Origin of the sequence: Leeuwenhoekiella sp. W20_SRS_FM14 (assembly GCF_052119605.1) — a bacterium.
Taxonomy (GTDB): domain Bacteria; phylum Bacteroidota; class Bacteroidia; order Flavobacteriales; family Flavobacteriaceae; genus Leeuwenhoekiella.
Genome location: NZ_JBGQOK010000003.1, coordinates 162,780 through 189,585 on the forward strand (window position 1 = coordinate 162,780; position 26,806 = coordinate 189,585).

Below are 26,806 nucleotides of genomic sequence, written 5' to 3' on the forward strand. Positions count from 1 at the left end.
CTAAACTATCCTTCTAATTTATAGAGTAAAGGGTTGAATGCTTTAGAAACAACCAGTACTTTGTCTCCGGGTTTTAAGTGTTCTGCCTCCTCATGTTGAATGACCACTTTAACGACTTCGGTATGAATGCGCACCGTTACAATGCTTATAATTTCTTCTATATCTATTTTTAGAACTTCACCAGTGAATTTAAATTTTCCACTTAGATTTTGATTAATAAATATCTGCTCGGGAGTTCCTTGTTTTGTAATTAAACCATTTTCTAAACAAATCACGCGATCTGCTAGTTTTACAATTTCGCTAATATCGTGAGAGATAAGAATCGTGGTTAAATTAAATTCGTTATGTACGCGTTTGAGATATTCCTGCAGCTTGTATCTTATTGTAGTGTCTAAAGCGGCCAGTGGCTCATCAAGTAATAGAATTTCAGGTTTTTGAACGAGTGCACGTGCCAACGCGACGCGCTGTTTTTGACCACCGCTTAATGTATCAGGTTTACGGGTTTGCAACTGGCCCAACTCCATAAGTTCTAAAAGATCTGGGATTGAGTTATTCTGGCTTTTTTTTGCTTTAGCAAACTCTAAATTCTCAAGAACCGTCATATGCGGAAACAACGCATAATCCTGAAAGACATAGCCTACTTTTCGTTTTTGAGGCTGAAGATTTACTTTTTTTGAGGCATCAAACCAAACCTCATCATGAACACTAAGAGTTCCTGAATCAGGTTTCATTAAACCGCTAATCATACGTAAGGTCGAGGTTTTACCCACACCCGAAGGCCCATAAAGATTAACAAACTCACCCGCTTCAATTTGTAAATTTAAACGTAATAGCATCTCCCCTTCTGCCGCCTGTAACGTTTTGCTGAGATCAAGTTTTATCATTTGAAGAAGCTTTTAAAGTAATTTCCGTTTACGAGATAAACCAGAAGCAGTATGCAAAAAGTGATTGCAAAAAGTACCAGTGAGTAAAAATTAGCTGCGTCATAATTAAGCGCTTCCACTTCATCGTAAATTGCTATAGATGCTACTTTTGTTTTACCGGGAATGTTTCCACCTATCATCAAAACCACACCAAACTCTCCTACCGTATGCGCAAATGACAATACTATACCGGTTAGTATTGCCGGTTTAATTTGAGGAAACTGAATTTTAAATAAGGTTTCCCATTTTGATTTTCCCATCACGTAAGAAGCTTCTGTAATGGACCTGGAGATCGAACTCAAACCAGATTGTATAGGATGCACCATAAACGGTAAACTGTAAATTACGGAAGCAATTACTAATCCTGTAAATGAGAAAACCAGTTTTATACCCAAAATAGAATTTAACCAACTTCCCACCCCATTATTAGGACTAAATGCCATTAAAAAATAAAATCCTAGAACGGTGGGCGGTAAAACCAGAGGCATACTTACTAAGGTTTCTACAACCGGTTTTAAACGGGATTTAGAGTTGCTAAGCCAGTATGCAATGGGAGTTGCGATGATTAATAAAATTAAAGTAACCACCAGAGCAAGTTTAAATGTGAGTAACAGCGGTTCCCAATTCATAATCTACGTAGCATAACTTCGTTTAACTTAACCATTGCTACAACCTCACTTGAGACCGCAAGATTTAGCTTCAAAACTGCTGCTGTACTTATGATTGAAGTAAGAGCACCGGCAGTAGTACTTAGTTTGATTTTACTTAATAATTTTCCTTTTTCAATACCTAAAATGGTCGCAGGTAGTTGATTTTGCAAACTCACATTAGATTGCTCACCTATTCCTATAATTACTTCAGTTTCTTTAAAGACAAGCGATACTTTATGTTCTTTTTGTAAATAGTCTGCAATTTGCGGGGTATCAATCACGATTGCTTTGAGAAATAACTCAGAAGTCACAGCAACCTCAACTATCGTTAAATGGCCGCTTACTTCCAAAGCGTGTATATGACCGTGTAGTTTATTCATTTCCCGAATATCCAAAATCTGAAAGTATTTTCTGCGCTTCAGGCGAAAAAAGATAATCATAAAAAGCTGATGCCGCATTTAAGTTTGCGTCTTCCCGGTTAAGCACCACCACGCCCTGAGCTATGGGATCGTAAAGTTTTTCATCGATAACAGCCCAGTTACCTTTGTTTTTAAGTGCAGGAGATTTTACTACTGCTAATGCTGTAAAGCCTATCTCGGCTGCGCCCGAAGTTATAAATTGATTCGTCTGAGCTATGCTTTCGCCATAAACCAGCTTATGGGAGATAAAATCGTATAAATGCTGACTTTTTAATACTGAAATAGCCGCACTGCCATAGGGTGCAGTCTCAGGGTTTGCCAGTGCAATATGCTGTATAGAAGCACTGGTAAGCATACGTAAAATAGGCAATGACTCGTCTGAATAGGACCATAAAACCAGTTTACCGTATGCATATATCTTAGGAGGATTTATTGCCATCCCGGCATCATATACCGCCTGCGGATAGGTTAGATCTGCCGCTACAAAAATATCATAGGGCGCGCCTTCTTTAATCTGAGCGGTAAGTTTACCTGATGAACTTATTACAATCTGGCATTTTACACCTGTTTTGGCCGTAAAGTCTGCTGCTAATTCGTGAATTGCAAACTGCATATTTGCCGCAGTTGCGATACTTAAAACGGTTTCAGATTTTTGGTTACAAGTAACAAAAAGCATACTAATACCAAGTACGGTTAAAACTACGGGCAGTCTATTTACAATCTTAAAACTGTTGTGCATTTTTAAATAGAGTATGAGTGATAACAAAATAAGGCTTTTAAAACGAACTTACTCTGAGAGAAACTAGAACAAATCGTCAAAAATTTACCGTGCACTAAAAAAAAACGCTTTCAGGATTCTGAAAGCGCTCATCAATAATGTACTAGTTCTATTTTTCTTAATCACAATTTCCATCTGCATCGCAGCTCTGCCCTTGCATCACTTCAAATTCTAGCGAATTGTGTTTAGCGTGCCACTCGCTGTATGCTTTATCAATAACTTCAGAAAATTGCTCTTCGGGTTGTGCTCCAGAAACCGCATATTTTCGGTCAAAAACAAAAAATGGAACACCGCTTACTCCCAGTTGCTGTGCTTCTGCTATATCCTGCTCTATAAAAGCAGCAAAGTTCTCTTCTCTCAATTCGGTATGTATCGCTTCTTCAGTAAGGCCTACTTCTACACCCAACTGTACAAGTACATTTGTATCATCTACATTTAAACCGTCTATAAAATACGCTTTCAACAAGCGTTCTTTCATAGCATCCTGCAGACCTTGCTGACCAGCAAGATGTATCATTTGATGCCCTTTATGTGTATTTGCGACAATTACCTTATCATAATCAAAATCAAGACCGGTTGCCTTAGCATAATCGGTTACGTGATCTATCGCATTTTGTGCCTGCTCTGCACTCATACCCTTGCGATCTTGTAAATACTGTTTGCTGTGTATCGTTGCATCTGTTTTAAGATCTGGTGCTAATGAAAAACTCTTCCATATAACTTCTATGCGGTCACGATGTGAAAACTGCTCTAAAGCTTTATCAAAATTACGCTTGCCTATATAGCAAAACGGACACATGATATCACTCCATATTTCGACTTTCATTGTATTTGGTGTCATGTTATAATTTATAGGGGTTACCAGATACTAGTCGTAAAAACAGCGTATACCTTACAATGGGCTAAGTTTAGGCGCTGCCGAAACGCGAATGACAAAATCTCCTACAGTAGTTGATTTTAGAGAAAAAGGTATCGTAAGTGGAAACAAACCGGCCAATGTATTAACTGAAAATTTATCTACTTCCTGACCCGGTCTCGAGTTGTCTGAATAGATATAAATACGTAGCGTCTCTGGTAATGAATCTACCAAAACATATTCTCGCATAAATGAAAGTGCCTTTGCCTTACTTTTTTTAGGATAATCTATTTTCTGCGCCACCAGGTTCGCCTTAAAACTATTACCCTCAATGTCTGTTAGCCGCATTTGAGGTACAAATAACTGTTTTTTAATGCCTAAACAATCACATAGACTATATACCGAAATACGATAAATGCTATCTGGTTTCGGAGCAAACTGAAGCATTTTAAAATTAGATCGAGTCAACGAATCGGCTTTATAAATAAGTACAGGATCTTCTACTTTTAAACTGAATTTATAGTCGGTATTAGATTTTAAAAGCGGTGTTTCTTCCGGTAGATAGGATTTAAAATCTATAATAGGTTCGCGATTAATTAAATCCTGATACGCCTGTAAACCATTTAACTTAGCAGCGCAAGAACTTAAAAACACTAAAGCAACTAAAACTACTAGCTTTTTGTACATATTTTAGTTTATAATACTGAAAAAAGACCTGCAATAAGTAAAATGGGTAAGATGAAAATAACTATAGGCAATAGCAGATTTAAGATTGCAGTAGCTATTGAGCTTTGTTGCACTTCAGAAATACCTATAATTATGAGAACAAGCGAACAAATTACCAGAACCGTTTCTAATAAAACCGAACCCCAAAATGCAATATTTTCTAACATTCCGCCGCTGGTAATATCACCCTCTGCCTGAAATAATGCTATTCCGTAAATACCTACCTGAGGTACTAAAAAAACAAGAGTTAAAATCATAGGTAACGACCCGTAGGCCAATACCCGTAGAATACTTTTTGAATCTGCCTTACCACCTACCCATTTACCGGTATAACTAAGTAACGAAGCATAAATATAATACGACACCCACCCTAGTAGAGCACCGCCTACAATACTAAAACCCAGTACGGCTCCCAAACTTAAATTATCTCCTAAATTTTTATCTAATGCACGATCAAAGCCACGTACAATTCCTGCTAAAATGAGTAATATATAAACGTGCTCATCGTATTTTTTAGCTTCTATAAATTTGAATACTTCCCGCGGAAACACCCATATACGCGTAAATAGTTCACGGTCTGTCAGGTTTTCTACAGATTCTTGAGGAGGAGTAGTTTGTTGCATAGGCTAATTTATTTTAAGGGTTTTCGCTAGCAATTAATTTTTGAGCGGTTTCATTTGCTGCATATACAGCACCATCCATATATCCCGGAAACTCAGTTGCCGTTTCTGAACCCGACACCAGTAATCTGTCTTCAAAAAATGAATCCTGAAAAACAGGATTCCCATTATTTTGATGAGGAAAAAGCGGACTCTCAGAAGATTCATAGGTATGCGTTTCCCGGCTCCAGATGCATTCTTTATATTCAATAAAACGGGTTACCGGTTCGCCAAAAACATTTTTTAACTGGTTCATAACCCGCATCTGGCGTTCAGTAGCATCAAGCAACTTATAAGAAGCATTCATAAAACCACACAACGCATATTTAGAACGCTTGTGATCGCAGTGGTCGTAAAATTCAATTATAGGTCCGGTATTGCTAAACAAGGTTCCAGACAGCTTATTTTCTTCCCAGAATGGTGTCTTAAAAGTTAGTGCCACTTTGATAGAATCTTCCATCCAGGTTTGTGTTTGTTGAGCCGTATGTGTTATTAAATCGGGTAAAGCCGGTGAAAATTGAATACGCTTAGACCACAATTTTGGCGGAAGCGCAAGAACCACTTTATCGGCTTCAAAAACATCACGCGCTTTAACGACTACTTTATCAAAATGAAACTGAATTTCGTTAACCGGCTGATTGAGCAAAACCGCATTTTTAGCTAACTTTTTATAAAGTGTTTGTATTAAATGCGAAGTGCCGCCGGCAATACGATAACTGGGCGGTTGGCTGGGTACTTGAATAGATTGTGCCGGAGAAGTAGAAAACGGCTGAAAAAACACCGTACCCGTCATATACTGTTCAAAAGAAGAAAGGCCAAGCTCCTTTAGTAAAGCGATTAAATATGTATGTTGATCACCAAACCAGGTAGCACCCAATTCTACCGGCCTCTCAGCGGTATCAAACGCGGTATGTATTCTACCTCCTACCCGATCTCTGGCCTCCAAAATTTTAAAAGGAATTCCTTTTTGCTGTAAACGGTATCCTGTTAACAACCCACTTAAACCCGCACCTATTATTAATATCATCTAGTAAAATTAAGGAAGCTTTGAATTAATTGTAATATAATAAAGTGAAGTTAATTTGAAAAAATCCATTTTCATAGACTCTTCACATTCTAATCCGTATTAATATCGTTTGCTTCTAAGATCTGATTAAATTGTGCTTCATTACCTGCTTCTTTCATTTCAGCATAAATAATGCGCATCACTTTTTCAGCATCTGCTCTGTAGGGCGATTTAAGTTCAATATAGCGCTTATAAGCCTTACACATTGCCTCAAGCCCTTTCTCATTTTCATTTAGTTTTAGCGCATAAATGGTTCCTATACCGTAAAATACCTCAGGATTACTGGCATCTATTGCTGCCAGACGTTCATACGATTTTAGAGCGTTGGCGTAGTCTTCTTTATACTGATAAACGATGGCAATATTTTGTAAGGGCATCAAGCCATAGGGATCAACTTGTATCGAGCTTTCATAAGCTGCGATTGCCTCGTCAAATTTGTTCAGCTTTCTATACATCAATCCCAGATTGTCCCACGCAAATGCAAAATCAGGATCTTCTTTGACTGCTTTTTCAAAATAGGCAGCAGCCTTCGCAAATTCTTCATTTTCTGAAGCATCAACACCATCAACATAATACATATAGGCTTTGCGATTTTCAGACAGTGATTTATCGCTTTGTTTGTCATTACTTGTAATCGTCTCTTTTAAAGCCATACAATTTTGCATCATATAACGCTCTACTGTATAATAATAATCTTTGTATTCATCAGACTCCTTATTAGTATTTATGACAATATCTATTTTTTGTTTACCATCTTCACTTACCACCGCATCTTTATCAGGATTTATATTTTGAAATTTTGAACCCATCTGGTATGCACCGGCTAACTCGTCAAGGCATTTATTGATTTCTAAAGCAACCTCTGCCCTATGCTTATCGTAAGTACTTATCGCATCTATACACTCACAAGCATTTTTTGATAATTGGCTGAGAAGAATATCTTGTTGAGAACCGCCTTCTTCCTGAGCAAACGCCGCAAAAAACCCGAGCATAACATTTAAAAATAGTAGTGTTTTTTTCATCCTTAAAATTTAAATAGCAGACTTTTATCTCACAGATTAATCATTATCTGTAATTATATTAACAAGATAGTATATAATTTTAAATCCTAATTACAGCTTTTCTCATTTGTGGCTGATTAGCTCGAAATTTTCATCATTATATTCTGATACCAATTCAGCATTAGCGCAAAAAAAAAGCAGCTAAAAAGCCGCTTTTCAAGTTTTATAAAAAATCTTCCCGAGCCGGATTAAAGGCGTCTATGAGAATCCCTTCTTCCAGACATTCGGCACCGTGGGGTGCGTGCGGGGGAACGTAAAAACCATCACCGGCTTCCAGAATTTCGCTGTTACCATTAATGGTAATCTTAAATTTACCCGAAGCCACATAAGATCCTTGTGTGTGCAAATGGTCGTGAATACGGCCTATGGCTCCGGGTTTAAATTTTACACTTACGACCATAAGGTCTTGGTTGTGCGCTACAATCTGACGGGTAATCCCGCTATCTGCCTGTTCCCAATTAGCTTTATTAGATTTAAAAAATAAATCGATTTCCCTTTTTATGGACATTGATTATCGGTTTTGCATAAATTCGATTCCGGCAATAACGCCACGTAATTCTGCCAGACCTTTTAAACGGCCAATTGCGGTATATCCCGGGTGCGCCAAAGGCTTCTTTAAATCATCGAGCATCTGATGCCCGTGATCAGGACGCATAGGTAATTGTTTACCGCGTTGCTTTTCTACTTCTAATAATTCGTAAATCACAGCCGGCATAGGCACGTCACCTTCTAAATGATTGTCTTCATAAAAACTGCCGCTGGTATCGCGTCTTGTACTGCGCAAATGTATAAAATGAATGTGGCTGCCATAGTCTTTAACCATTTGTACCAAATCATTATCTGGTCGTGCTCCAAAAGAGCCGGTGCAAAACGTAATTCCGTTAAAAGCACTAGAATTATCTGCCAATAAACGAGCGACATCTGAAGCTTTGCTCATAATACGTGGCAAGCCAAAGAACGCGTGCGGCGGATCATCTGGGTGTATCGCCATCGCTACACCTGCCTGCTCTGCAGTGGGTAAGACTGCATCTAAAAATAGCTTTAAATGTTCTTGAGCTTTAGCCTCGTCAATAGTTGCATAAGTATCTAAAGCTTCTTGAAAAGCAGTTAAGGTATACCCTTCTTCTGCTCCAGGTAGTCCGGCAATTATTGCACTTTCTAATTTCTTTTTTTCTGCTTCAGAAGCGGTATTCATAAAATGTTTCGCATCTGCAAGTATAGACTCCTTATAGTCTCGCTCTGCATTGTTACGTTTAAGCATAAAACAGTCAAAAGCTGCTAAAAGTGCCCATTCAAAACGCAATGCCGTTGCTCCGTTTGCCAGCGGATATGCCAGTTGAGTACGCGTCCAGTCTAACACGGGCATAAAATTATAACACACCACATTTACACCTATCTTACCTAAATTCTGAAGCGAAATCTTGTAATTCTCTATATGCCTCTGAAACACTCCGGTTCGGGTTTTCATAGGCTCGGTTACTGGTAAACTTTCAACCACATGCCAGTCTAAACCTGCCGCATTAATTTCGGCTTTACGCTTCTCAAGCGCTTCGAGTGTCCAGATTTCTCCGTTTTTAATTTCGTGCATCGCGTGTACCACACCGGTTGCACCTGCCTGTCTTATATCTTGAAGCGATACAGGATCTTTAGGCCCGTACCAACGCATTGTTTGATTCATCTTATAACTTTTAAAGGATAACAGATCGCAAAAGCATCTGCCTAATTCTAAATTTGAAATTAAAATGCAGCATTAAACGCCTGCAAATACTTTAAAACCACCATCTACAGTGACAACTGTACCGGTAACAAAACTTGCGGCATCGCTGCACAACCAGTGAATGGCACCATTTAAATCTTCAGGGTTACCAAATTTTCCCAGGGGTGTATGTGCGATGATTTTTTCACCTCGATCGGTAAGACTCCCATCCTTATTGGTTAATAAATCACGGTTTTGCTCGGTTAAGAAAAAGCCCGGCGCTAATGCATTTACCCGAACCGGATTTTCCTGCTTTTGTGCAAATTCTACTGCCAGAAACTGCGTAAGATTTTCAATAGCAGATTTTGCTGAAGCATAGCCCATCACCCGTGTAAGAGGTAAATGAGCTGCAACTGATGAGATATTAACCACACTCGCCTTTACTGATTTTTCTAATAACGGAAGGAAAATTTGCGTAGGCAAAAAGGTTCCTATGTAATTCAAATCGATCACCTTACGCATCTGCTCTAAGTCTGCATCTGCAAGCGTCTGGTTAGGCATAATTAAAGCTCCGGCCATATTGCCGCCTGCGGCATTAATCAAAACATCTATATAACCTAAATGCTCTGCAATTTCCTCTTTTACCAGCATCAAAGCTTCTTTATTGGTTACATCTGCCACTACGCCGGTGGCCTCGTGCCCATGTTGCTTGATGCTACTTACCAGCGCATCAACTTTGTCTTTGCTACGCCCCAAAATCACGACGTGAGCGCCTGCTTCAGCTAGTGATCGAGTCATCGATTCACCCAGAACACCGGTTGCTCCGCTAATTACAATTATTTTATTCTCTACAGAAATCAACGATTTCATATTCTTGGTTTTTTGGTTATTGTTTAGTCTTTTAAAGAAACAATTTCTTTGCTTAAAACGGAATCTTTTATATAGGTTTTTAATGCTAAACCCTGTCGTACAACTTCCTGTAATGCTAATGTAGCGACCAAAGTTGCCCCTAATTTAGAAAGGTGTGTATCATCGTGTTTTTCGGTTTTGTAATACGTGTTTTCACCGGCTGCAAAATGCAAATGCAGCTGTTTAGAACCTTCTACTCCATATCCTTTTTCAAGTCTTTCAGTTAGAAATTGAAGATCTAGAAATGGTACATTAAGATCTTTTGCGGTCATGCGTACTACTAGCGGATAGTCCCCGTGCGTATCTACTAAAACACCGGCATCATTAAAATTACGTCGCACAATAGACGACAGTAGAACGGGAATCGCACCTTTAGCTCGCGACTCGTTTACAAATCGCTCCAAATTGTAGCGGTATTGCGTAAACGGGAAGGTGTAGCGTGTACTGTCTAGAATTTTTTCGTCATTATGACCAAATTGTACAAATAGATAATCCCCCGTCTTCAGCGAATCTAAAACTACCTGCCAGCGGCCTTCTGTTATAAAACTTTTACTACTGCGACCGTTTACTGCGTGATTACTTATAATTAAGGAATCACTCACAAGATCTGGAAGCATTTGTCCCCAGCCGTGTTCAGGATTAACCTCAGGATTTTTTTTATCTGCCATTGTAGAATCTCCTATGAGATACAATGTGGTTTTTTGCTGCGCGGAAACTAACGTAACCCAAGCAAATAAGAAACTAAAGAGTAGCTGTTTTATATTCATTTTTTAATTGTTTAAGATTGAAGAATATGCATCAAGATTCCAGTTATCATGGCCTTTTAAAACGGAAGCTTTAGTGTATTGAGCTAACTCGTTTTCATAAATCTGATGCGACCACCATACACGTTTTTGAGGGTTTGCTCCTGCACCGCTGCTGTTATATTCCGCATAAAAAACCGTACGCTCTTTGTGGGGAAACATGACATCGCCATCCCAGACTTCCCAACCTTCGGGAAGTATGTGGGCTCCCAGTTTACAATTTAAAAAAACGGTTTTAGCATAAGGTCTCCAGGGTCTGCCTAAATATACTTTTGAGACTGCAGCATCTGCAGTAAGTGTACAATCTGAAAATACATAACCGTATTGCTGTCTTGCTGGGGTTGAAGCTGCCGTAACATATGAATCTGCCAGACTTTTAATCTCACAGTTATCAAAGAATGCCGTTGCCTGCCCAAATATAAAATCTGTTGTTCCCTCAATGTAGCAATTTTCAAATAGCATACGGTTGTCTTCGCCGGCAGTATAAACAGTATCCTGACATCCTAAAATTTTACAATTTTTAAATACAGAACGATCTCCTGCCGCGTGTAACGATACTGCCTGCCCTTTTTCACACCACGTATTTTGTATGGTTAAATTTTCAGCATAAAAATCCTGTCCCTCAACTTTTAGAGTAGCCGAAGTGAACGTATTCAAAACCTCCTGGGTCACCGCATCTACTTTCCCTGAATAATCGCTGTTTACCAAAATAACCTGATCACGGTCTTCTCCTATTAGGGCAATCTTTCGCTTCCAGGCTGGGATGGTGATTTTCTCGTTGTAAATTCCTTTTTTTATAAATATACGCACGTAATCAGGACCCAAATCGCGGGTACTATTTATGGCTTCCTGTATACTTTTAAAATCACCACTGCCGTCTTGAGCAACTGTAATCTTGTGGTAAACACGAGCTGTTTCCGCAATAAATATCCGGTTTAAAAATGATAGGCTGTACTGTAATGTTTTTTCAAACCAGGGATTCATTAACCAGAACGAATGCGGTGTTTCTGGGATGGTATGTACTTCATTATAAATCCCGTACTCGTTTAATAGAGAAACCATATCATCACGACCAGCGTGAAAACGAGATACGGTACTGTTTATAAAAAGCGTGGGTGGTGTAGTGGCATTTACATATTCTAATGGAGAAGCTTCTTTCCATTTTTTTGGGTTTTCATCTTGTAAACCGCCTAGCCACTTCCCTGCGATCTCACTTTCTTCAGCCTGCGGGTGAATAAAAGAAACGATACCGTCAACATTAATAATTGCCTGCACTGCATCTGACGTTTTATAATCTGTACTATCAAATCTTTTTGAATTACCTGTAACTCCTACTATAGTGGCCAGTTGAGCACCGGCAGAATTACCCAGAATTGCAATTTGATCTGGATTGATGTTGTACTTCTCTGCGTGATCCCTCATAAATCGTAAAACCGCTTTTAAATCTAAAACTGCCCCGGGAAAAGGTGTATCTGTGCTTAAACGGTATTCTGCAGTAACTGCTACAAACCCATTGTTAGCTAAATGCTGTGCCATAGGCCTTACATTTTCTTTACTTCCACTAATCCAGCCGCCTCCAAAAACCAGTAAAACCGCCGGACTTGTTGCTGATTTATTCTTGGGGTAATACACGTCTGCTTTTAAATCTTTCCCAGAAACACGGGCATAAACGACGTCTTCTTCCGCAGAAAATTGGGCTTCTTTTAAAGTTGTAACCGGTGTGATAAACGGATACTCTTTTTTTAGTTTCTTATAAGTGGTGCTAATCGTGTAAGGTTTTACCTCAATCTCCTTTTTCTGCGCAATACAACTATCGGTAAGTATTAAAAAAAGAGTAAACAAGCTTAAAATTCTATACATCGCTTTTTATTTTGTAATTCTAAAAAAAATCAAAGTCTGCGTAACCGCCACGTTTTGCATCTAGACTGCTTACGCTAAATATACCCACTTTTGCTCCCACCCATTTTCCGGGTTTGGCGGTGAATGCTTTTCTGAGCCGAATTTGTAAAGCTTTGTGCGAGTATATAGGCAAAGAGTGATATCCGTTTTAAATATTCTATAAGGTTTAGATTCTGCATTTTTCTAAAAATAGAAAAAAGCTTAACCGAAACCGGCAAGCTTTTTTCTTTGTTTTTGCAATTAATTAAGGCTATTGATACGCAGGATTTTGTTGAAAATCTCTGTTTTGATTTAAATCGATAGCGGTTTGTGGTAAAGGTCTTAGAATTTTTAATTCGCCGTTAGCTCCTTGAAAATTAGCTTCATTAACCAGATAATGATAAGCAGAAGCACGCTCAACCAATTTGCCGGTACGTTTTAAATCAAACCAACGGTGATACTCTCCTAATAATTCACGTCCACGCTCATCAAGAATATAATCTATATCAAAGTCTCCCGCTTGCGCTGGAACAACTCCTGCACGCCTGCGTACTTCGTTAAGACGTAATAAACCCGTTGCCGGATCGCCTGCTTGAAGATATGCTTCTGCAGCAATTAAATAGGTTTCTCCTAATCGTGATAAAATAATATCTCTTCTGCTGGTACTTCCACCAAATGGAGCTGCAGGATCATCAAATTTTCTAACCGGAATAGTTTGATAATCTGTTGAAGGATTTACTGAAGGTACATAACTACCATAATCGTGATAAACAGCTTCAGGATGTGCAGCCATATAAGCAGCCTTGTCTGCAGGAGTTGCCTCCCAGGCTGGCGCGTAATAATGCGCTACAGGAAGAGTACTCGTATCTTCTACATCGTAAAAGTCAAAATAACGATTATAAACCTCAACCATAAATGTCGCATTATAACGGGTATCGTCTTCAGTAAACAAATCAATAGCAAATTGAGTAGGACATAATAAATACCTTCTACTCGGTGCATTGCCAGCTACTTCAGTTCCACCTTGATACGGTCCAAAATACGATGTTTGTTGATGCCCCAAAGTCTGAGGGTCTGTACTCACCGATTTAGGATCATATTGTACAGAAAATAATGTTTCTGAATTAATTGCATACGTGGGATTACCCGGTGCCCATAATTCATCAAATGGCAGCGTTAAACGCTCTCCTGCAATCGCAGCATCTGCATAACTTGCAGCCGTATCAAAATCTGCCTGTGTACCAAAATCTTCATAACCTCTGGTTAAGTACACTTTAGCTAATAAATGGTTTACAGCACGCTGTGTTACTTTTCCCTGAAAAGCACCTGTAGCTACCTGATTTAGTGCTCCTTCTAGTTCAGTTATAATAAAACTGTAGATGTTTTCTGCAGAATCACGGTCAAAACTAAGAACCGGCTCTTTGAAATACTCTGTAACTAAAGGTACACCTCCATAAGTTTGAACCAATAAGAAATAGGCATTTGCTCTTAAATAGCGTACCTGTCCTATTTGCTGCGTAAGTACACTGGTATTTGCAGTTAAGTCTGCATAAAAAATAGCGGTATTTGCGGTTTGAATCGCTTTATAAGCGTTATCATACAGTGCTGCTACACCTTCAGATGAAGGGTTAAGATCTGTATATTGGCTTAGTCCCGTAGGTTCGGCATCACGCCCTTCAGCATATAAATCTGTTCCGCAGGCATACAACCATGGTTCATTTCCGTAAAGTTCACGTAGTTGTGAATAATTTGCATTAATCAACGACTGGTATCCTTCTGCTGTAAGATAGAATTCTTCGGCAACGGCAAACGACTCATTTTCCTCCTCTAAAAAATCCTGACAACTGGTCACCGCGAGCAGCAGTACCAGACATCCTATTATATATCTTGTCTTTTTCATCTTCTTAAAATTTTAAATTAAAACCTACCTGATAGGTAACATAACTAGGTCTTCCTGTTTGAAGTGATGCCCCTGCCCACTCGGGATCGTACCCATCATACTCTGTAAAAACAAATGGATTGAGTACGTTAGCATACACGCGTAGCTGTGAAAGGTTTAAAGATTCTAATGCTTTACCACTCAAGTTATATCCTAAGGCTATGTTTTTTACTTTAACAAAAGACGCATCTCTGTAATAGCCTACTCCATTATTTCTCCAAAAGCTACCTTCGTTACGAGGTTGTGGATGTGTGTTAGAAGCTCTGGCAGGAATACCGGCATCGTTTGCAGGTATATACCAGTCTATATCTAATTTTTGACGACCGCGATCACGGGTATCTGCAAAATTTGCATGGTAATTACTGTAAACTAAAACTCCCTGAGTAACTATTACTGAAGTAGATAGGTCAAAATTCTTAACGCGTAAAGAACTAAAGAAACTACCCGTCCAGTCTGGATTTGTAGATCCTAAAATAACACGATCTGCATCTGGTGTGTATTTACCGTCACCATTGACATCGAGAAGTTTTTCCTGCCCTTCTTTTAACCCATAACCTGCAGCTTCATCAATCTCATCTGCTTGCCAGATTCCGGTAAACTTGTAATTATAAAGCGCATCTAGCGACTCTCCTATAAACAAGTTATTACCCACATCATCTACCTGATCCTGCCCGTAAATAGAGCGTAATTCATTAGTATTTTTAGTAAAAGTAAACGACGTTGTCCAGGTGATATCCTCTGTTTGGATATTGCGTGTTGTAAGTGCGATCTCTACCCCACGGTTACTTACAGAAGCAACGTTTGCTGCGATATTTGCAAAACCGGTTTCGCTTGGTAAATCCTGAGTAAATAGTAAATCATCAGATAAACGATCATAAACATCGATACTACCTGTAATACGATCTCTATATAAACCGAAATCAAGACCTACGTTAAATTCACGGGTACGTTCCCACTTTAATTGTGCGTTTGCAATCTGGTTAGATATAAATCCGTTTGAAGACTGACCTGCATAATCATAATACGTTTGTGTATCTAGTGTATTTAATGAGGAATACGGATTAATTTTATTATTCCCGGTATAACCAAAACTAGCACGAAGTTTCAAGTTACTTACAACAGCAGACTCGGTTAAGAAATCTTCGTTAGAGATATTCCACCCCAATGCTGCTGAAGGAAATGAATCCCAACGGTTATCTTCAGGAAATACTGAAGAACCATCCCATCTATTAGAAAGTGTAAGTAAATATTTATCGTCATACGAGTAATTAAATCGTAATGCGTAGGATCTTAATGTAGTTTTAAAATAATTAGAACCTAAATCATAAGTGCCCTGTTCCCCACTACCTATATTGTAAAAACTGGTATCAAAAGGCATATTTCTAGAAGAAGCAAATGAACTCTCATTACGGTCTGAAAACATACTGTATAAACCTAAAAGATTTACATTATGTACTTCATTAAAAGTCTTCGTTATATTAAACTGGTTATCCCAGGTATAATTGAAGTTTTGTATCTGATCCAATCGAGCAGAAGACAGATCGTTGTTTTTACTACCGGTATCTGTAAGTGGTCCCCAAGATCTTCCTCGGCGATTATCTGAATATCCTGCAGCCAGCGAGGTCTTAAAGGACAACCATTCTAGAGGCTTATATTCAAAATACGTATTCCCGATTATATTCCATCTACGAATGTTATCGATTGCATTTTCAATTTCTAAAAGAGGATTATATGTACTGGTCTTATCTATAATAAAATTTCCGTCTGGACCCACTAGTTTTCCGGGTAGTGGAAATAGCGTTTCTCCATCAAGGTCATAAGGATCTAAGAAAGGATTTAATCTAAAAGCCTCCTGCATGGCTATATCACTACCCTGATCCTGATCTGTTAAAGTTACCGTAATATTTGTGCCTAAGATAAACTTCTCATTAATCTTATGATCTACACCCAGTTTTAACGTGTATTTATTTAATTCTTCATTTTCTATGTTTCCGGTTTCTGTCTGGTACCCTAATCCTAAGTTATATCCTAAACCGTTTTCAGCTCTTCCAGATGCATTTACATAAGTGTTTTGTTGAATACCTGTTTTTAAAACAGCATCATACCAATCAAAGGACTGGTTTGCAGCTACACGTCTAAATAGTTCTGAATTTCCTGTCCCTGCAACTGCATCAAATAAAGTCGCCTCAGTAACTGCACCGGTGTTTGGGTCTTTAGCAGCAGTAGCTAAATAAGCACCCTGGTGATATTCCCACCACGTCTGCGGATCCATAAATTTAGGTAAACGCGCAACATCTTTGACTCCTACAAATGATTCTACACTTACGGTGAGGCCACCTTTTGCACCTGCTCCACTGCGTGTTGTGACGATTACAACACCATTAGATCCCCGAGAACCATAGATCGCTGTAGAGGAAGCATCCTTTAGAATATCCATACGCTCAATATCCTGAGGATTGAGGAAATCAATATTATCTGTAGGTACACCGTCAACCACAAATAAAGGATTACCGCCACCGCCAATAGAATTTTGACCACGTATAGTAATGTTGTAACCATCGCCAATACGACCGGTTGAATTACTTACCTCAACACCGGCAACCAGCCCCTGTAAAGATTCAACAGGATTTGTAAGGTTACGTTCGGTTAAACTTCCTGAGTCAACCGTACCTACTGCACCGGTAAGGTCTGACTTTTTAACGGTACCATATCCTACGACAACCACCTCACTTAGAGATTGAACATCGGTCTCCAACGATATCGTAAAACTACTTTGAGAGCCTACCGGCAGACGTTTGGTTAAAAAACCTACATAACTTACAACAAGTGTTGCGTCATTACCTGTAACTTCTAACTGAAAATTTCCATCAAAATCAGTAACAGTTGCAGCATTTGTACCTTCAACTAATACGTTAACTCCGGGTAAAGGCATACTGTCATCAGCTGCTGAAACCGTTCCTGTAATGGTACGCGCATTCTGGCTAAAGCCGAATAAAGAACAGAGACTGAAAGCAAGTACAAACAGTCCTCTCTTTTTTCCTCGAAAGAGGAGATGAGTAATTAAATAATTCATTTTAATAAGTTTAATTGTGTGTGTAAATTTTTAAATAAGCAGTCTGGTTTATTTCATAATGGTATTGTTTATTTTGGTATTGATGTATGTTATTGGTTCGCAATTTTCTATTGATGTGGGTTGTTGTGCACCATTTATAGTCACATTCTTTAACGTAATTCCCGATATCAACTTTTCGGGTCTTCCTTTAATTAAAACTCCGTACTCACCCCCATTTTCTACTGTAATATTCTCGAGGTTTATGTTTTTTATAGTGGGGATAAATTCCCCTTCCTGAACTCCGTAAATCCCATAATATAAATTGATTTTAAGTACAGCTTCTTTAACCTGCCCTACCTCAATATCTTTTACATAAAGATTTTCGACAAAACCTCCACGAAGTGTATTTGTTTTAATGCGTATTGCTCTATCAAGATTAGGACTGTTCATAACACAGTTGCGTACAAAAACGTTGCGCACCCCTGCCGAAATCTCACTTCCCATTACCACACCACCATGACCATCTTTCATTTCGCAATTTTCTACGACTATGTTCTCACTAGGAATATTTACACGACGACCGTCTGCATTACGACCAGATTTGATCGCAATACAATCATCACCGGTATTAAATTTACAATTGGTAATGTGCACATAACTCGAATATTCAGGGTCGCAACCATCATTGTTAGGACCGTGACTGTTCACCGTTACGCCATCTACCGTTATATATTTTGATTTTAAAGGGTGTATAACCCAAAACGGTGCATTAGTAAATGTCACCCCCTGAATTAATACATTTTCACATTCTAAAGCCTGAAAAAATAAAGGACGCAATTGATGTTCTGCTCCAAAAACCCGATTTTCAATAGCAACACCATCTTCAATCATTTTAAATAGTGTCGGCAAATTGTGTTCATCTTTTTGTTGAGGAGTATCTTCTTGATGCCCATAACGTTCTGCTCCAGACCACGGCCACCAATTTTCATTGCTAGCCTGTCCATTGAACGTTCCGCTTCCTGTTACTGCGATATTTTTTTGCCCTTTAGCATAAATTAAGGGGGAGTAATTCATAATCTCCATACCTTCATATGAGGTGTGTACCGCCGGTAAATACGCTTGGTGATCTTTAGTAAACAGTACTTCTGCTCCTTTTTCAAGATGCAAGTCAACATTACTTTTTAAATGAATAGGCCCCGTTAGATAAGTTCCCGCAGGTACAATAACACGACCACCTCCCGAAGCATTACACTTTTCAATAGCGTTCTTAAAAGCCTGAGTATTTAAAGTTTTGCCATCTGCAACAGCACCATAATCTGTAATTATAAATTGTATGTCAGGAAATTCTATAGTTCCTATTTTTTCTATGATTCGATCTGCTTCTAGCCAAGGGTCAACTTCTAATGTAGCTTCCTGGATTCCCCCCGTTTGAGATTGATTTTTACATGCTACGAATACTCCTATAACTATTAGGCAAACAGTCAGCGAAATTTTACGCAATCGATTTCTTTTTTGATTAGACATTGAAAATATTTTCAAGATTAAAGCATTCACAATTGCAACATAAAATACAATCGATTGCATAAAAGTAATTATTTAATATGATTATGCAAATAAAATGCTTAAAGAATTATTAAATATTCATTTATTTTAAACAATTTATTTGTTTAAGTCAGAAACCACTCATTAAATCCAAAAAAGAATGCTATAAATACAAGCAAAAGTGTCTCGAATTGAAAAATTATTTTAAATTGAAAACGATTACATACCCTACGACATGCGCCAAAAAGAAAAGATTACCATTTATGATATTTCAAAAAAATTAAATATCAGTGCAGCGACTGTTTCCCGAGCATTAAATGATAGTAACCGGGTAAGTCCCAAGACCAAAGAACTGGTCTTGAAAATGGCAAAAGAATTAAATTACCAGCAAAATACTTTAGCTCTCGCACTTAAAAGTGGTCGTACCTTTAACGTGGGAGTTGTCGTACCGTATATTAATCACACTTTTTTTGCTTCAGTAATACGAGGTATTGAAGAAGAACTGACCCCTAAAGGATATCACGTTATCATTTGCCAGTCACATGAAGATGTGGCAAATGAAGCCCGCCAGATTAAAACCCTACTCAATACGCATATAGACGGTATTTTTATTTCGGTTTCTAAAACAACAGAAGACTTATCTCATATTCAGGAAATACAGGACGACGGCGTACCGCTTATCTTTTTTGACCGTAAAAAAAATATTAAAGGTGTCAGTTCGGTTACCATAAATGATTTTGAAGGTGCTTTTATGGCGACAGAGCATTTAATTCAACAAGGATATAAACAAATTGTACATATAGGTGGTGATCCTAAATTAGAAATATACAAGCATCGTTATAACGGTTATATTGCAGCCTTAAAAGCCTATGATATAGCTATAAATGAAAACCTCATTTTAGAGGTTAGCAGTACCGTTGAAGCGGGTATTGACGCTGTAAAAGAGCTTCTTGATAAGAATATAAAATTTGATGCTTTCTTTTCGGCCAGCGATTATGTAGCTCTGGGTGGATTACGAGAACTACGCAGCCGCGGAATAAAAATACCCGAAGAGGTAGGCGTGGTAGGTTTTAGTAATGAACCTTTTACAAAATATCTGGAGTGCCCGTTAACCAGTGTTGGTCAAACTCCTATGCTGATGGGCCAAATTGCTGCACAGGTTTTTCTAGAACAAATAAATGAACAATCTAAAAGCCTTAAAGTTGAGAAAAAGGTAGTTTTGATGCCAGAACTTTATGAACGTGAGACTTCATTAAAAAAGGGAGTTGCAGTAAGTCTGTAACTCCCTTAGGTAGTTATTAACGCTATTTTTTAAATTATAAGGAGACGCCCCTTTTCCACGGAATAAAATCGTCTTGCCCCAGAATATCTGCTTTAGATTCAATTGTACCACTTGCAACCTGTATTACGTATTCTAGAATTTCTTCTCCCATCTCTTCAATGGTTTTTTCGCCACGTATAACCCCGCCGCTATCTATATCTATAATATCTGGCATACGTCTGGCTAGGGTACTATTTGAAGCTACCTTTAAAACCGGAGCAATTGGGTTTCCTGTAGGTGTTCCTAACCCGGTTGTAAATACCACAACTGTAGCTCCAGAACCTACCATAGCCGTTGTACTTTCTACATCATTTCCTGGTGTGCATAACAGGTTTAATCCCGGTTTAGTTACGTATTCGCCGTAATCTAATATCGCCTGTATAGGTGATGTGCCACCTTTTTTTGCTGCACCTGCAGATTTCATCGCATCTGTAATTAAACCATCTTTGATGTTCCCTGGTGACGGATTCATATCAAAGCCAGAACCTGCATCGATAGCAGATTTTTCATAAGCTTTCATCAGTTGCATAAAACGAGATGCATCTTCGTCGTTAACGCAACGATTAACTAGTTCTTGCTCTACGCCACATAGTTCAGGAAATTCTGAAAGTATAGGAGAGCCTCCTACTGCTGCCAGCAAATCTGAAGCATATCCTAATGCAGGATTAGCTGATATACCGGAAAACCCATCAGAACCACCACATTCTAATCCCATTTTTAACTTGGCAATAGACGCAGGCTTGCGCTGTATGCCATTTGCTTTTTTAATACCTTCAAAAGAATCTTTAATTATCCTGGCAAGCATCGCATCAACGGTTCCTTCAGCTTGCTGCTCATAAATTAAAACAGGCTTTTTTACATCTGAAGTTATACCCGCAAGAGCATTTTTAAAGATGTCTATTTGCAGGTTTTGACAACCCAAACTCAATACAGTTGCCCCGGCAACATTAGGGTTATTTACATAACCTGCCAGTAATTTTGAAAGTGCGACAGCATCCTGTCGAATACCCCCACAACCACCCTGATGGGTTATAAATTTCACCTCAATATTATCAAAAATAGCTTGCTCTTCTTCAATTTCTGCTACCTCGGTATCTTCAGGTACACCTTGAATTAGGTTGCGCAATAATTGGCGTTGACGGCTAGCTTTATGAAATGAAAGTTCTTTTTCGAAAACATCTTTTAATAATTCGATATTTCGGTTTTCACAAAATACCAATGGAAAAAACAGCCATACATTTGCGGTCCCTACCTGACCGTCTTCTCGATGGTATCCCATAAAGATTCGGTCTTTCCATTTGGTGATATCTGGAGCTGTCCACGAAGTAGTTTCTGTTTTTTGAGATACCGAATTTGCCTCATGTTTTACATTTTGAGTAGTAAGTACTCCGCCCACTGGTATCTGACTTAAAGCCTTACCCACTAAAACACCGTACATATAAATAGAATCTCCTGGAGCGAGATCAACTAACGAAATTTTATGCTTCGCTTTACAGTCGTCTAATACCAAAAGTGTCTTTCCCTCAAATTGTAAGCTATCTCCCGTATATAAATCTACAAGTGCTACGGCTACATTATCGCTGGGATGTACTTTTATAAGCTTACTTATCATTTTATTCTATATTAAAAAGGCCAATTTTAACCTTTAAATTTATTGTATCCTTCTTCTATACCGTGTGTATCAATTAGATCTAATGCTTTTGAGATTTGATCTTCAAGATCATCGACTTTAGTTAAATCCTGATCCCAAAATGCTGTATAACTCAGAACTTCATGTGCAATGAGTTTATAATCATGAGTTGCCCATAATTTATTAAATACTGCAACCACTTCAGCATCATCCTGTACAGGTAAAGACTGCTCTTTATAGCTGCCTCTATAAAACCGAATTAAACACGCTAGTGCAAAGGTAAGATTTATTGGTAATCGATTGTATTTTTCATGATAAGCCAATAAACTTGGTAAAACACGAACCTTAAATTTAGAAACAGTATTAAGTGCTATACTCGAAAGTTGATGCTTTATAAACGGATTTCTGAATCGATCAAATACTGCATCTGCAAACGTCTTAAGTTCCTCGTCAGGTAAATCTAATGTGTGATTAATCTCATTGAATACTGCATCACGCACAAAGGTTCCTGTAAAAGAATTGTCTATCGTTTCTTTTACCGTATCGTTACCATATAAAATAGAAAAAGGGACCATAGTAGTATGTGCACCATTTAAAATACGTACTTTACGCGTTCTATACGGCTGCATATCATCAACGACGAGAATATTCTCATCTATTTTATCAAAGGGAATTTTAGCTTTTAAAGCTGCTCCACCTTCAATAACCCACAGTAAAAAAGTCTCTGCAGAAACAATCAAATTATCTTTAAATTCTAGCTGACTTTGATATAATTCTATATCGTCTTTAGGATAGCCGGGTACGATACGATCTACTAATGTATTGTGAAAACTGTTGTGAGTTTCAATCCAGGATTTAAAATCATCGCTAAGTTCCCATAAGTCTGCATACTGCAAAATTATTTTCTTAAGTGTATCTGCATTGTGATTGATTAATTCACACGGAATAATGGTCAGACCTTTATCTGCAGCTCCCTTAAAGTGCTTAAAGCGTTTATAAAGCAATGCAGTCACTTTTGCTGGAAAACTATTATGCGGAACACCTTCCAACGTATCCTGATCATCATAACTTATACCTGCCTCTGTAGTATTAGAAATCAAAAATTCTAACGCTTCTTCTTCAGCTAATGCTAAATAAGCCGCATAATCTTCATATGGATTAATCCCTTTTTGAATACATGAAATGGTATGAATTTCTTCGGTCTCACTACCATTTTTAATTCCTTTTAAAAACAGATTATAAAGACCATCCTGCTCATTAAGCATTTGTATTAGTCCTCCTGCGAGTGGCTGTATTACAGCAACACCTGCATTAAACTGGGCTTCTTTGTTGAGTTTATCTATAATATAATCTACAAAAGCTCTTAAAAAATTACCCTCTCCATATTGAATAACCTTTATGGGTAGTTTTTCAGTATATCCTGAGTTTTGTCTGGTTAAATTTTTCATCGGGTTGTTTACGTTAGGGATTTAAATTATTCAAATAAAGATGGTAACCAAAGACTGATTGCCGGTATAAACGTTACTAAAAGTAAAACGATAGCCATTACCGCATAGAGCGGTAAAAGCGGTTTCATGATTTTTTGAATTGATGTTTTTGCTACCCCTACTCCAATAAAAAGAACGGCTCCCACCGGTGGTGTACATAATCCTACACACAAATTCATTACCATCATAATACCAAATTGCACAGGGTCTACGCCCATACTTGTTACCACAGGTAAGAAAATAGGTGTAAAAATCAAAACAGCTGGAGTCATATCCATAAACGTACCTACAAAAAGTAGTAAGACGTTTATGATAATAAGTATCACAAATTTATTATCGCTAAGTGCCAATAAAGCTGCGCTTACGTTCTGCGGAATATTTTCAAAAGACATCACCCACGACATACTCATAGAAGTCGCAATTAGTAACATCACAATCGCCGTTGTACCTACCGAACTTAAAAAGATGCTTTTTAAACTTGATATTTTTAATTCGCGATAGGCGAATGATAAAACTAAGGTGTATAATACAGCAATACCTGAAGCTTCGGTAGCTGTAAATACACCGGTAACGATCCCGCCAATAACTACAACTAATAAAAATAAACTAGGTAACGCATCAAAAAAAGTGCGCAAAACAACACCCATACTACTACGTTCTCCTGCAGGATATCCTTTTTTCTTAATCCAAAATGCCGCGACAACCATAAGCGCTAATCCCATTAAAATACCAGGTATATAACCTGCAAGAAATAAAGATGCGATAGATACACCACCACTCGCTAAAGAATAAACAATAAGTACATTTGAAGGAGGTATCACTAATCCAGTAGTAGAGGCCGTGATGTTTATTGCTGCACCAAATTCTTTAGAGTAGTTCTCTTTTTCCATAAAAGGTCCTAAAATACCACCTATTGCAGATGTTGCCGCTACTGCAGAACCTGAGATTGCTCCAAAAAGCATCGCAGCAATTACATTAACATAGATAAGCCCCCCCGGTAAAGCCCCCATTAAAGCCTTTGCAAAATTTATAAGCCGTAGGGCAATACCTCCCTGATTCATTATTTGTCCTGCCAGTACAAATAGCGGTATAGCGAGAAGTGAAAAACTATCGAGACCAGTTGCCATACGCTGTGCAATGGTAGTAAAACTAGCCAATGAATCTATAGAAACCATGATGGTAAGTAAACACGAGATCCCAATAGACCACGCCACAGGAACTCCTATTGCAAGCAATACAAAAAATACGAGTACAAGAATTAAAATTTCAATCATGATAACAAGTATTTTTTAGGATTCGCTAATTCTATAGCTTTATATATAATAACTAAAATCCCACTAATGGGAAGAACCATATACACAACTCCTAAAGGCAAACCTAAAGCAGCAGAATATTGTCCCAACTCGTAATTAACATACACTAAATTACCTCCACCTATGATTAATGCAAAAAATGCAAAGAGCATAATCAAAATATTAATGCCGATACGCAGCTTTATGCGATTTTCAGGATTTAATTTAGGCGGAAGAATATTAATTGCCAGATGCTCTTGCTGTCCTGAAGCATAAGCCGCTCCCAGAATACCTATCCAAATTAACAGATAGCGTGCAATCTCTTCGGTAAACGAACTCGCAGATTGCAACACATATCTCGAGAATACCTGCCAAAGAACCGCTATAACGATTGAGGCCATCAAAAAAACCAAAATCGAACCTAAAATTTTATCTAATGTTTTTTTCATACTATTCACTCTTTACCGCTTGAATGGCTTCGATTAACTTTTTCATCTCGGGATTCTGTTCAAATTCAGTGTACATAGGTTGCACTAATGCTCTAAACGGTTCTTTCTCTGGTCTAATAATTTTAACCCCCGCTTTTTCAATTTCACTTAGTGCCTCCATTTCGGCCTCGTGCCAGATTTTTTTCTCATATTCTAGAGACTCCATCGCAGCTTCTTTTACCCACTTTTGTTCCTGTTGAGAAAGCTTATTCCAGATTACCGTACTTATTAATAATTCGTCTGGTAAAGCGGTATGCTCGTCAACGATAAAGTATTTACAAACCTCGTAGTGATGAGATAGAAAAAAACTAGGTAAGTTATTTTCGGCACCGTCTACAACACCCTGTTGCAATGCTGTATATAACTCTCCCCAGGCGATAGGTGTAGGAGAGCCTCCTAAACTTTTAACCATATTCATCGCGGTCTGACTTTCCATCACACGCAACTTTAATCCTTTTAAATCTTCAGGATGTTCTACCGGCTCTTTTGTATAAAAACTTCTACTACCGGCATCATAAAATGTTAAGCCTTTAAGTCGTTGCGGAATACTAGCATTTAATAATTCTTCCCCTATAGGACCTTCTAAAACTGCAAAACGGTGGTCAGCATCTCTAAACAAAAATGGCAGTCCAAAAACCTTTAATTGAGGTGCAAAATTTTCTAAAACTCCTGTTGAAACTTTTGTCATTCCCAGACTTCCTATCTGTAAAAGTTCTAGACACTCGCGTTCTGAACCTAATTGCTGGCTGGGATAAATATCTAGAGATAATTTACCTCCAGATTTTTCTTCAAGGCGCTCTCCCATAAAGACCATTGCTTTATGTACGGGATGTGTAACATCTAAGCCGTGCGCCAATTTAATAACCCGGGTATCACTTATTTCGGCACAACTAAAACTACTTAACAGTAATACTGTACTTAAGAAGAATACTATATATTTTGAGTAAATGTTCATGATCTAATCTTTTTTACAAGATCAAGAGCTTCTTCAATTTTTGCTGTTATTGCGGTGTAATCAAAGGCACCCGCTGCATTCTTAATAAAGAGTTTTGAGCCTATACCTACACAATGCACACCGGCATTAAACCAGGACTTTAAATTCTCTTCGGTAGGACTTACACCACCGGTAGGCATAATACTCGCCCACGGCAAGGGGCCCTTAACTGCTTTTACGAACTCTGGCCCACCTACTTGCTGGCCCGGAAAGATCTTAACTACCTCAGCACCTAATTCTTCAGCATATGAGATTTCAGTAACCGAACCACAGCCGGGCATCCACCCTACTTTTCTACGGTTGCAAGCCTTTGCCATTTCTGCATTTACTATAGGAGAAACTATAAAATCTGCTCCTAACTGAAGGTATAATGAAGTTGTACCGGCATCTAAAACAGATCCAACACCTAAGATCATACCGTTAAGGTTTGCCTTAGCATATTTATTCAATTCGCCAAAAACCTCGTGTGCATAATCTCCCCTATTTGTGAACTCAAAAACTCGAGATCCACCATCGTAACAGGCTTTTAAAATCTGTTTACAAACTTCGATATCCTGATGATAAAAAACCGGAACAATTCCGTTTTCGTGCATTCGGGTAACCGCTTCTATTCGCGTATATTTTGCCATTATTTATA

25 protein-coding genes are annotated in these 26,806 nt (G+C 38.3%); 1 reads left to right on the top strand and 24 read right to left on the bottom strand.

Annotated elements, in window-relative coordinates; translation table 11 throughout:
• Positions 1-5 precede the first annotated feature (5 nt).
• The 18 genes from ACEN25_RS06870 to ACEN25_RS06955 all read right to left on the bottom strand — a co-directional run bounded on the left by ACEN25_RS06870 (position 6) and on the right by ACEN25_RS06955 (position 18,939).
• Positions 6-884 carry a sulfate/molybdate ABC transporter ATP-binding protein gene (locus ACEN25_RS06870; protein WP_441802277.1) on the bottom strand — a complete coding sequence of 293 codons (879 nt, stop codon included), beginning with the start codon at positions 882-884 and terminating at the stop codon, positions 6-8.
• On the bottom strand, positions 881-1,552 hold the full coding sequence (modB, locus tag ACEN25_RS06875) for a molybdate ABC transporter permease subunit (RefSeq protein WP_441802278.1): 672 nt from the start codon (positions 1,550-1,552) through the stop codon (positions 881-883). Before modB ends, ACEN25_RS06870 begins: the two co-directional genes overlap by 4 nt.
• Positions 1,549-1,953: a TOBE domain-containing protein gene (locus ACEN25_RS06880; protein WP_441802279.1), complete on the bottom strand. Its 405-nt coding sequence runs from the start codon at positions 1,951-1,953 to the stop codon at positions 1,549-1,551. Before ACEN25_RS06880 ends, modB begins: the two co-directional genes overlap by 4 nt.
• Positions 1,946-2,758: a molybdate ABC transporter substrate-binding protein gene (modA, locus tag ACEN25_RS06885; RefSeq protein ID WP_441802280.1), complete on the bottom strand. Its 813-nt coding sequence runs from the start codon at positions 2,756-2,758 to the stop codon at positions 1,946-1,948. Before modA ends, ACEN25_RS06880 begins: the two co-directional genes overlap by 8 nt.
• Before the next feature lie 130 nt (positions 2,759-2,888).
• On the bottom strand, positions 2,889-3,596 hold the full coding sequence (locus tag ACEN25_RS06890) for a DsbA family oxidoreductase (protein WP_441802281.1): 708 nt from the start codon (positions 3,594-3,596) through the stop codon (positions 2,889-2,891).
• Positions 3,597-3,662: 66 nt separating this feature from the next.
• Complete coding sequence (locus tag ACEN25_RS06895) at positions 3,663-4,313, bottom strand: hypothetical protein (RefSeq protein ID WP_441802282.1); 651 nt, start codon at positions 4,311-4,313, stop codon at positions 3,663-3,665.
• A gap of 8 nt (positions 4,314-4,321) precedes the next feature.
• Positions 4,322-4,975, bottom strand: a complete 654-nt coding sequence (locus ACEN25_RS06900; protein WP_441802283.1) for a YIP1 family protein — start codon at positions 4,973-4,975, stop codon at positions 4,322-4,324.
• A gap of 13 nt (positions 4,976-4,988) precedes the next feature.
• Entirely contained in the window at positions 4,989-6,038 is a 1,050-nt protein-coding gene (locus tag ACEN25_RS06905) for a flavin monoamine oxidase family protein (protein WP_441802284.1), read from the bottom strand.
• Between the two features lie 89 nt (positions 6,039-6,127).
• Positions 6,128-7,099, bottom strand: a complete 972-nt coding sequence (locus tag ACEN25_RS06910; RefSeq protein ID WP_441802285.1) for a tetratricopeptide repeat protein — start codon at positions 7,097-7,099, stop codon at positions 6,128-6,130.
• A gap of 202 nt (positions 7,100-7,301) precedes the next feature.
• Positions 7,302-7,646: a cupin domain-containing protein gene (locus ACEN25_RS06915; RefSeq protein WP_441802286.1), complete on the bottom strand. Its 345-nt coding sequence runs from the start codon at positions 7,644-7,646 to the stop codon at positions 7,302-7,304.
• 3 nt (positions 7,647-7,649) lie between these two features.
• Complete coding sequence (gene uxuA, locus ACEN25_RS06920; RefSeq protein WP_441802287.1) at positions 7,650-8,816, bottom strand: mannonate dehydratase; 1,167 nt, start codon at positions 8,814-8,816, stop codon at positions 7,650-7,652.
• Between the two features lie 72 nt (positions 8,817-8,888).
• Complete coding sequence (locus ACEN25_RS06925; RefSeq protein WP_441802288.1) at positions 8,889-9,704, bottom strand: SDR family oxidoreductase; 816 nt, start codon at positions 9,702-9,704, stop codon at positions 8,889-8,891.
• Positions 9,705-9,727: 23 nt separating this feature from the next.
• Complete coding sequence (locus ACEN25_RS06930) at positions 9,728-10,510, bottom strand: rhamnogalacturonan acetylesterase (protein ID WP_441802289.1); 783 nt, start codon at positions 10,508-10,510, stop codon at positions 9,728-9,730.
• 3 nt (positions 10,511-10,513) lie between these two features.
• Positions 10,514-12,406, bottom strand: a complete 1,893-nt coding sequence (locus ACEN25_RS06935) for a pectinesterase family protein (RefSeq protein ID WP_441802290.1) — start codon at positions 12,404-12,406, stop codon at positions 10,514-10,516.
• 19 nt (positions 12,407-12,425) lie between these two features.
• Positions 12,426-12,506 carry a hypothetical protein gene (locus ACEN25_RS06940; RefSeq protein ID WP_441802489.1) on the bottom strand — a complete coding sequence of 27 codons (81 nt, stop codon included), beginning with the start codon at positions 12,504-12,506 and terminating at the stop codon, positions 12,426-12,428.
• 189 nt (positions 12,507-12,695) lie between these two features.
• Complete coding sequence (locus ACEN25_RS06945; protein ID WP_028376208.1) at positions 12,696-14,324, bottom strand: RagB/SusD family nutrient uptake outer membrane protein; 1,629 nt, start codon at positions 14,322-14,324, stop codon at positions 12,696-12,698.
• Between the two features lie 4 nt (positions 14,325-14,328).
• Positions 14,329-17,436, bottom strand: coding sequence for a SusC/RagA family TonB-linked outer membrane protein (locus tag ACEN25_RS06950; protein WP_441802291.1), 3,108 nt, complete (start codon positions 17,434-17,436; stop codon positions 14,329-14,331).
• Positions 17,437-17,484: 48 nt separating this feature from the next.
• On the bottom strand, positions 17,485-18,939 hold the full coding sequence (locus tag ACEN25_RS06955; RefSeq protein ID WP_441802292.1) for a glycoside hydrolase family 28 protein: 1,455 nt from the start codon (positions 18,937-18,939) through the stop codon (positions 17,485-17,487).
• 253 nt (positions 18,940-19,192) lie between these two features.
• Between ACEN25_RS06955 and ACEN25_RS06960 the strand changes: the two genes are divergently transcribed.
• Complete coding sequence (locus tag ACEN25_RS06960; RefSeq protein WP_441802293.1) at positions 19,193-20,239, top strand: LacI family DNA-binding transcriptional regulator; 1,047 nt, start codon at positions 19,193-19,195, stop codon at positions 20,237-20,239.
• A gap of 34 nt (positions 20,240-20,273) precedes the next feature.
• Here ACEN25_RS06960 and ACEN25_RS06965 read toward each other — a convergent pair whose 3' ends face one another.
• The 6 genes from ACEN25_RS06965 to ACEN25_RS06990 are packed head-to-tail and all read right to left on the bottom strand — an operon-like array spanning position 20,274 to position 26,798.
• Positions 20,274-21,890, bottom strand: coding sequence for a UxaA family hydrolase (locus ACEN25_RS06965; protein WP_441802294.1), 1,617 nt, complete (start codon positions 21,888-21,890; stop codon positions 20,274-20,276).
• Positions 21,891-21,916: 26 nt separating this feature from the next.
• Positions 21,917-23,356, bottom strand: a complete 1,440-nt coding sequence (locus ACEN25_RS06970; RefSeq protein ID WP_441802295.1) for a tagaturonate reductase — start codon at positions 23,354-23,356, stop codon at positions 21,917-21,919.
• Positions 23,357-23,382: 26 nt separating this feature from the next.
• Positions 23,383-24,669 carry a TRAP transporter large permease gene (locus tag ACEN25_RS06975; RefSeq protein WP_441802296.1) on the bottom strand — a complete coding sequence of 429 codons (1,287 nt, stop codon included), beginning with the start codon at positions 24,667-24,669 and terminating at the stop codon, positions 23,383-23,385.
• Positions 24,666-25,136: a TRAP transporter small permease gene (locus tag ACEN25_RS06980; RefSeq protein WP_035899733.1), complete on the bottom strand. Its 471-nt coding sequence runs from the start codon at positions 25,134-25,136 to the stop codon at positions 24,666-24,668. Before ACEN25_RS06980 ends, ACEN25_RS06975 begins: the two co-directional genes overlap by 4 nt.
• Before the next feature lies 1 nt (position 25,137).
• Positions 25,138-26,130, bottom strand: coding sequence for a TRAP transporter substrate-binding protein (locus tag ACEN25_RS06985; RefSeq protein WP_441802297.1), 993 nt, complete (start codon positions 26,128-26,130; stop codon positions 25,138-25,140).
• The gene (locus ACEN25_RS06990; protein WP_441802298.1) at positions 26,127-26,798 is read right to left on the bottom strand and encodes a bifunctional 4-hydroxy-2-oxoglutarate aldolase/2-dehydro-3-deoxy-phosphogluconate aldolase; all 672 of its coding nucleotides are present in this window, start codon (positions 26,796-26,798) and stop codon (positions 26,127-26,129) included. The genes ACEN25_RS06985 and ACEN25_RS06990 overlap by 4 nt, the downstream gene beginning before the upstream one ends.
• Positions 26,799-26,806 lie beyond the last annotated feature (8 nt).

Coding starts and splice junctions, on each gene's coding strand:
- ACEN25_RS06880 (WP_441802279.1), bottom strand. CDS start 1,953: ATGAATAAACTACACGGTCATATACACGCTTTGGAAGTAAGCGGCCAT.
- ACEN25_RS06890 (WP_441802281.1), bottom strand. CDS start 3,596: ATGAAAGTCGAAATATGGAGTGATATCATGTGTCCGTTTTGCTATATA.
- ACEN25_RS06910 (WP_441802285.1), bottom strand. CDS start 7,099: ATGAAAAAAACACTACTATTTTTAAATGTTATGCTCGGGTTTTTTGCG.
- ACEN25_RS06870 (WP_441802277.1), bottom strand. CDS start 884: ATGATAAAACTTGATCTCAGCAAAACGTTACAGGCGGCAGAAGGGGAG.
- ACEN25_RS06955 (WP_441802292.1), bottom strand. CDS start 18,939: ATGTCTAATCAAAAAAGAAATCGATTGCGTAAAATTTCGCTGACTGTT.
- ACEN25_RS06990 (WP_441802298.1), bottom strand. CDS start 26,798: ATGGCAAAATATACGCGAATAGAAGCGGTTACCCGAATGCACGAAAAC.
- ACEN25_RS06980 (WP_035899733.1), bottom strand. CDS start 25,136: ATGAAAAAAACATTAGATAAAATTTTAGGTTCGATTTTGGTTTTTTTG.
- ACEN25_RS06905 (WP_441802284.1), bottom strand. CDS start 6,038: ATGATATTAATAATAGGTGCGGGTTTAAGTGGGTTGTTAACAGGATAC.
- ACEN25_RS06930 (WP_441802289.1), bottom strand. CDS start 10,510: ATGAATATAAAACAGCTACTCTTTAGTTTCTTATTTGCTTGGGTTACG.
- ACEN25_RS06925 (WP_441802288.1), bottom strand. CDS start 9,704: ATGAAATCGTTGATTTCTGTAGAGAATAAAATAATTGTAATTAGCGGA.
- ACEN25_RS06950 (WP_441802291.1), bottom strand. CDS start 17,436: ATGAATTATTTAATTACTCATCTCCTCTTTCGAGGAAAAAAGAGAGGA.
- uxuA (WP_441802287.1), bottom strand. CDS start 8,816: ATGAATCAAACAATGCGTTGGTACGGGCCTAAAGATCCTGTATCGCTT.
- ACEN25_RS06960 (WP_441802293.1), top strand. CDS start 19,193: ATGCGCCAAAAAGAAAAGATTACCATTTATGATATTTCAAAAAAATTA.
- ACEN25_RS06900 (WP_441802283.1), bottom strand. CDS start 4,975: ATGCAACAAACTACTCCTCCTCAAGAATCTGTAGAAAACCTGACAGAC.
- ACEN25_RS06965 (WP_441802294.1), bottom strand. CDS start 21,890: ATGATAAGTAAGCTTATAAAAGTACATCCCAGCGATAATGTAGCCGTA.
- ACEN25_RS06985 (WP_441802297.1), bottom strand. CDS start 26,130: ATGAACATTTACTCAAAATATATAGTATTCTTCTTAAGTACAGTATTA.
- ACEN25_RS06935 (WP_441802290.1), bottom strand. CDS start 12,406: ATGTATAGAATTTTAAGCTTGTTTACTCTTTTTTTAATACTTACCGAT.
- ACEN25_RS06970 (WP_441802295.1), bottom strand. CDS start 23,356: ATGAAAAATTTAACCAGACAAAACTCAGGATATACTGAAAAACTACCC.
- ACEN25_RS06895 (WP_441802282.1), bottom strand. CDS start 4,313: ATGTACAAAAAGCTAGTAGTTTTAGTTGCTTTAGTGTTTTTAAGTTCT.
- ACEN25_RS06945 (WP_028376208.1), bottom strand. CDS start 14,324: ATGAAAAAGACAAGATATATAATAGGATGTCTGGTACTGCTGCTCGCG.
- ACEN25_RS06975 (WP_441802296.1), bottom strand. CDS start 24,669: ATGATTGAAATTTTAATTCTTGTACTCGTATTTTTTGTATTGCTTGCA.
- modB (WP_441802278.1), bottom strand. CDS start 1,552: ATGAATTGGGAACCGCTGTTACTCACATTTAAACTTGCTCTGGTGGTT.
- ACEN25_RS06915 (WP_441802286.1), bottom strand. CDS start 7,646: ATGTCCATAAAAAGGGAAATCGATTTATTTTTTAAATCTAATAAAGCT.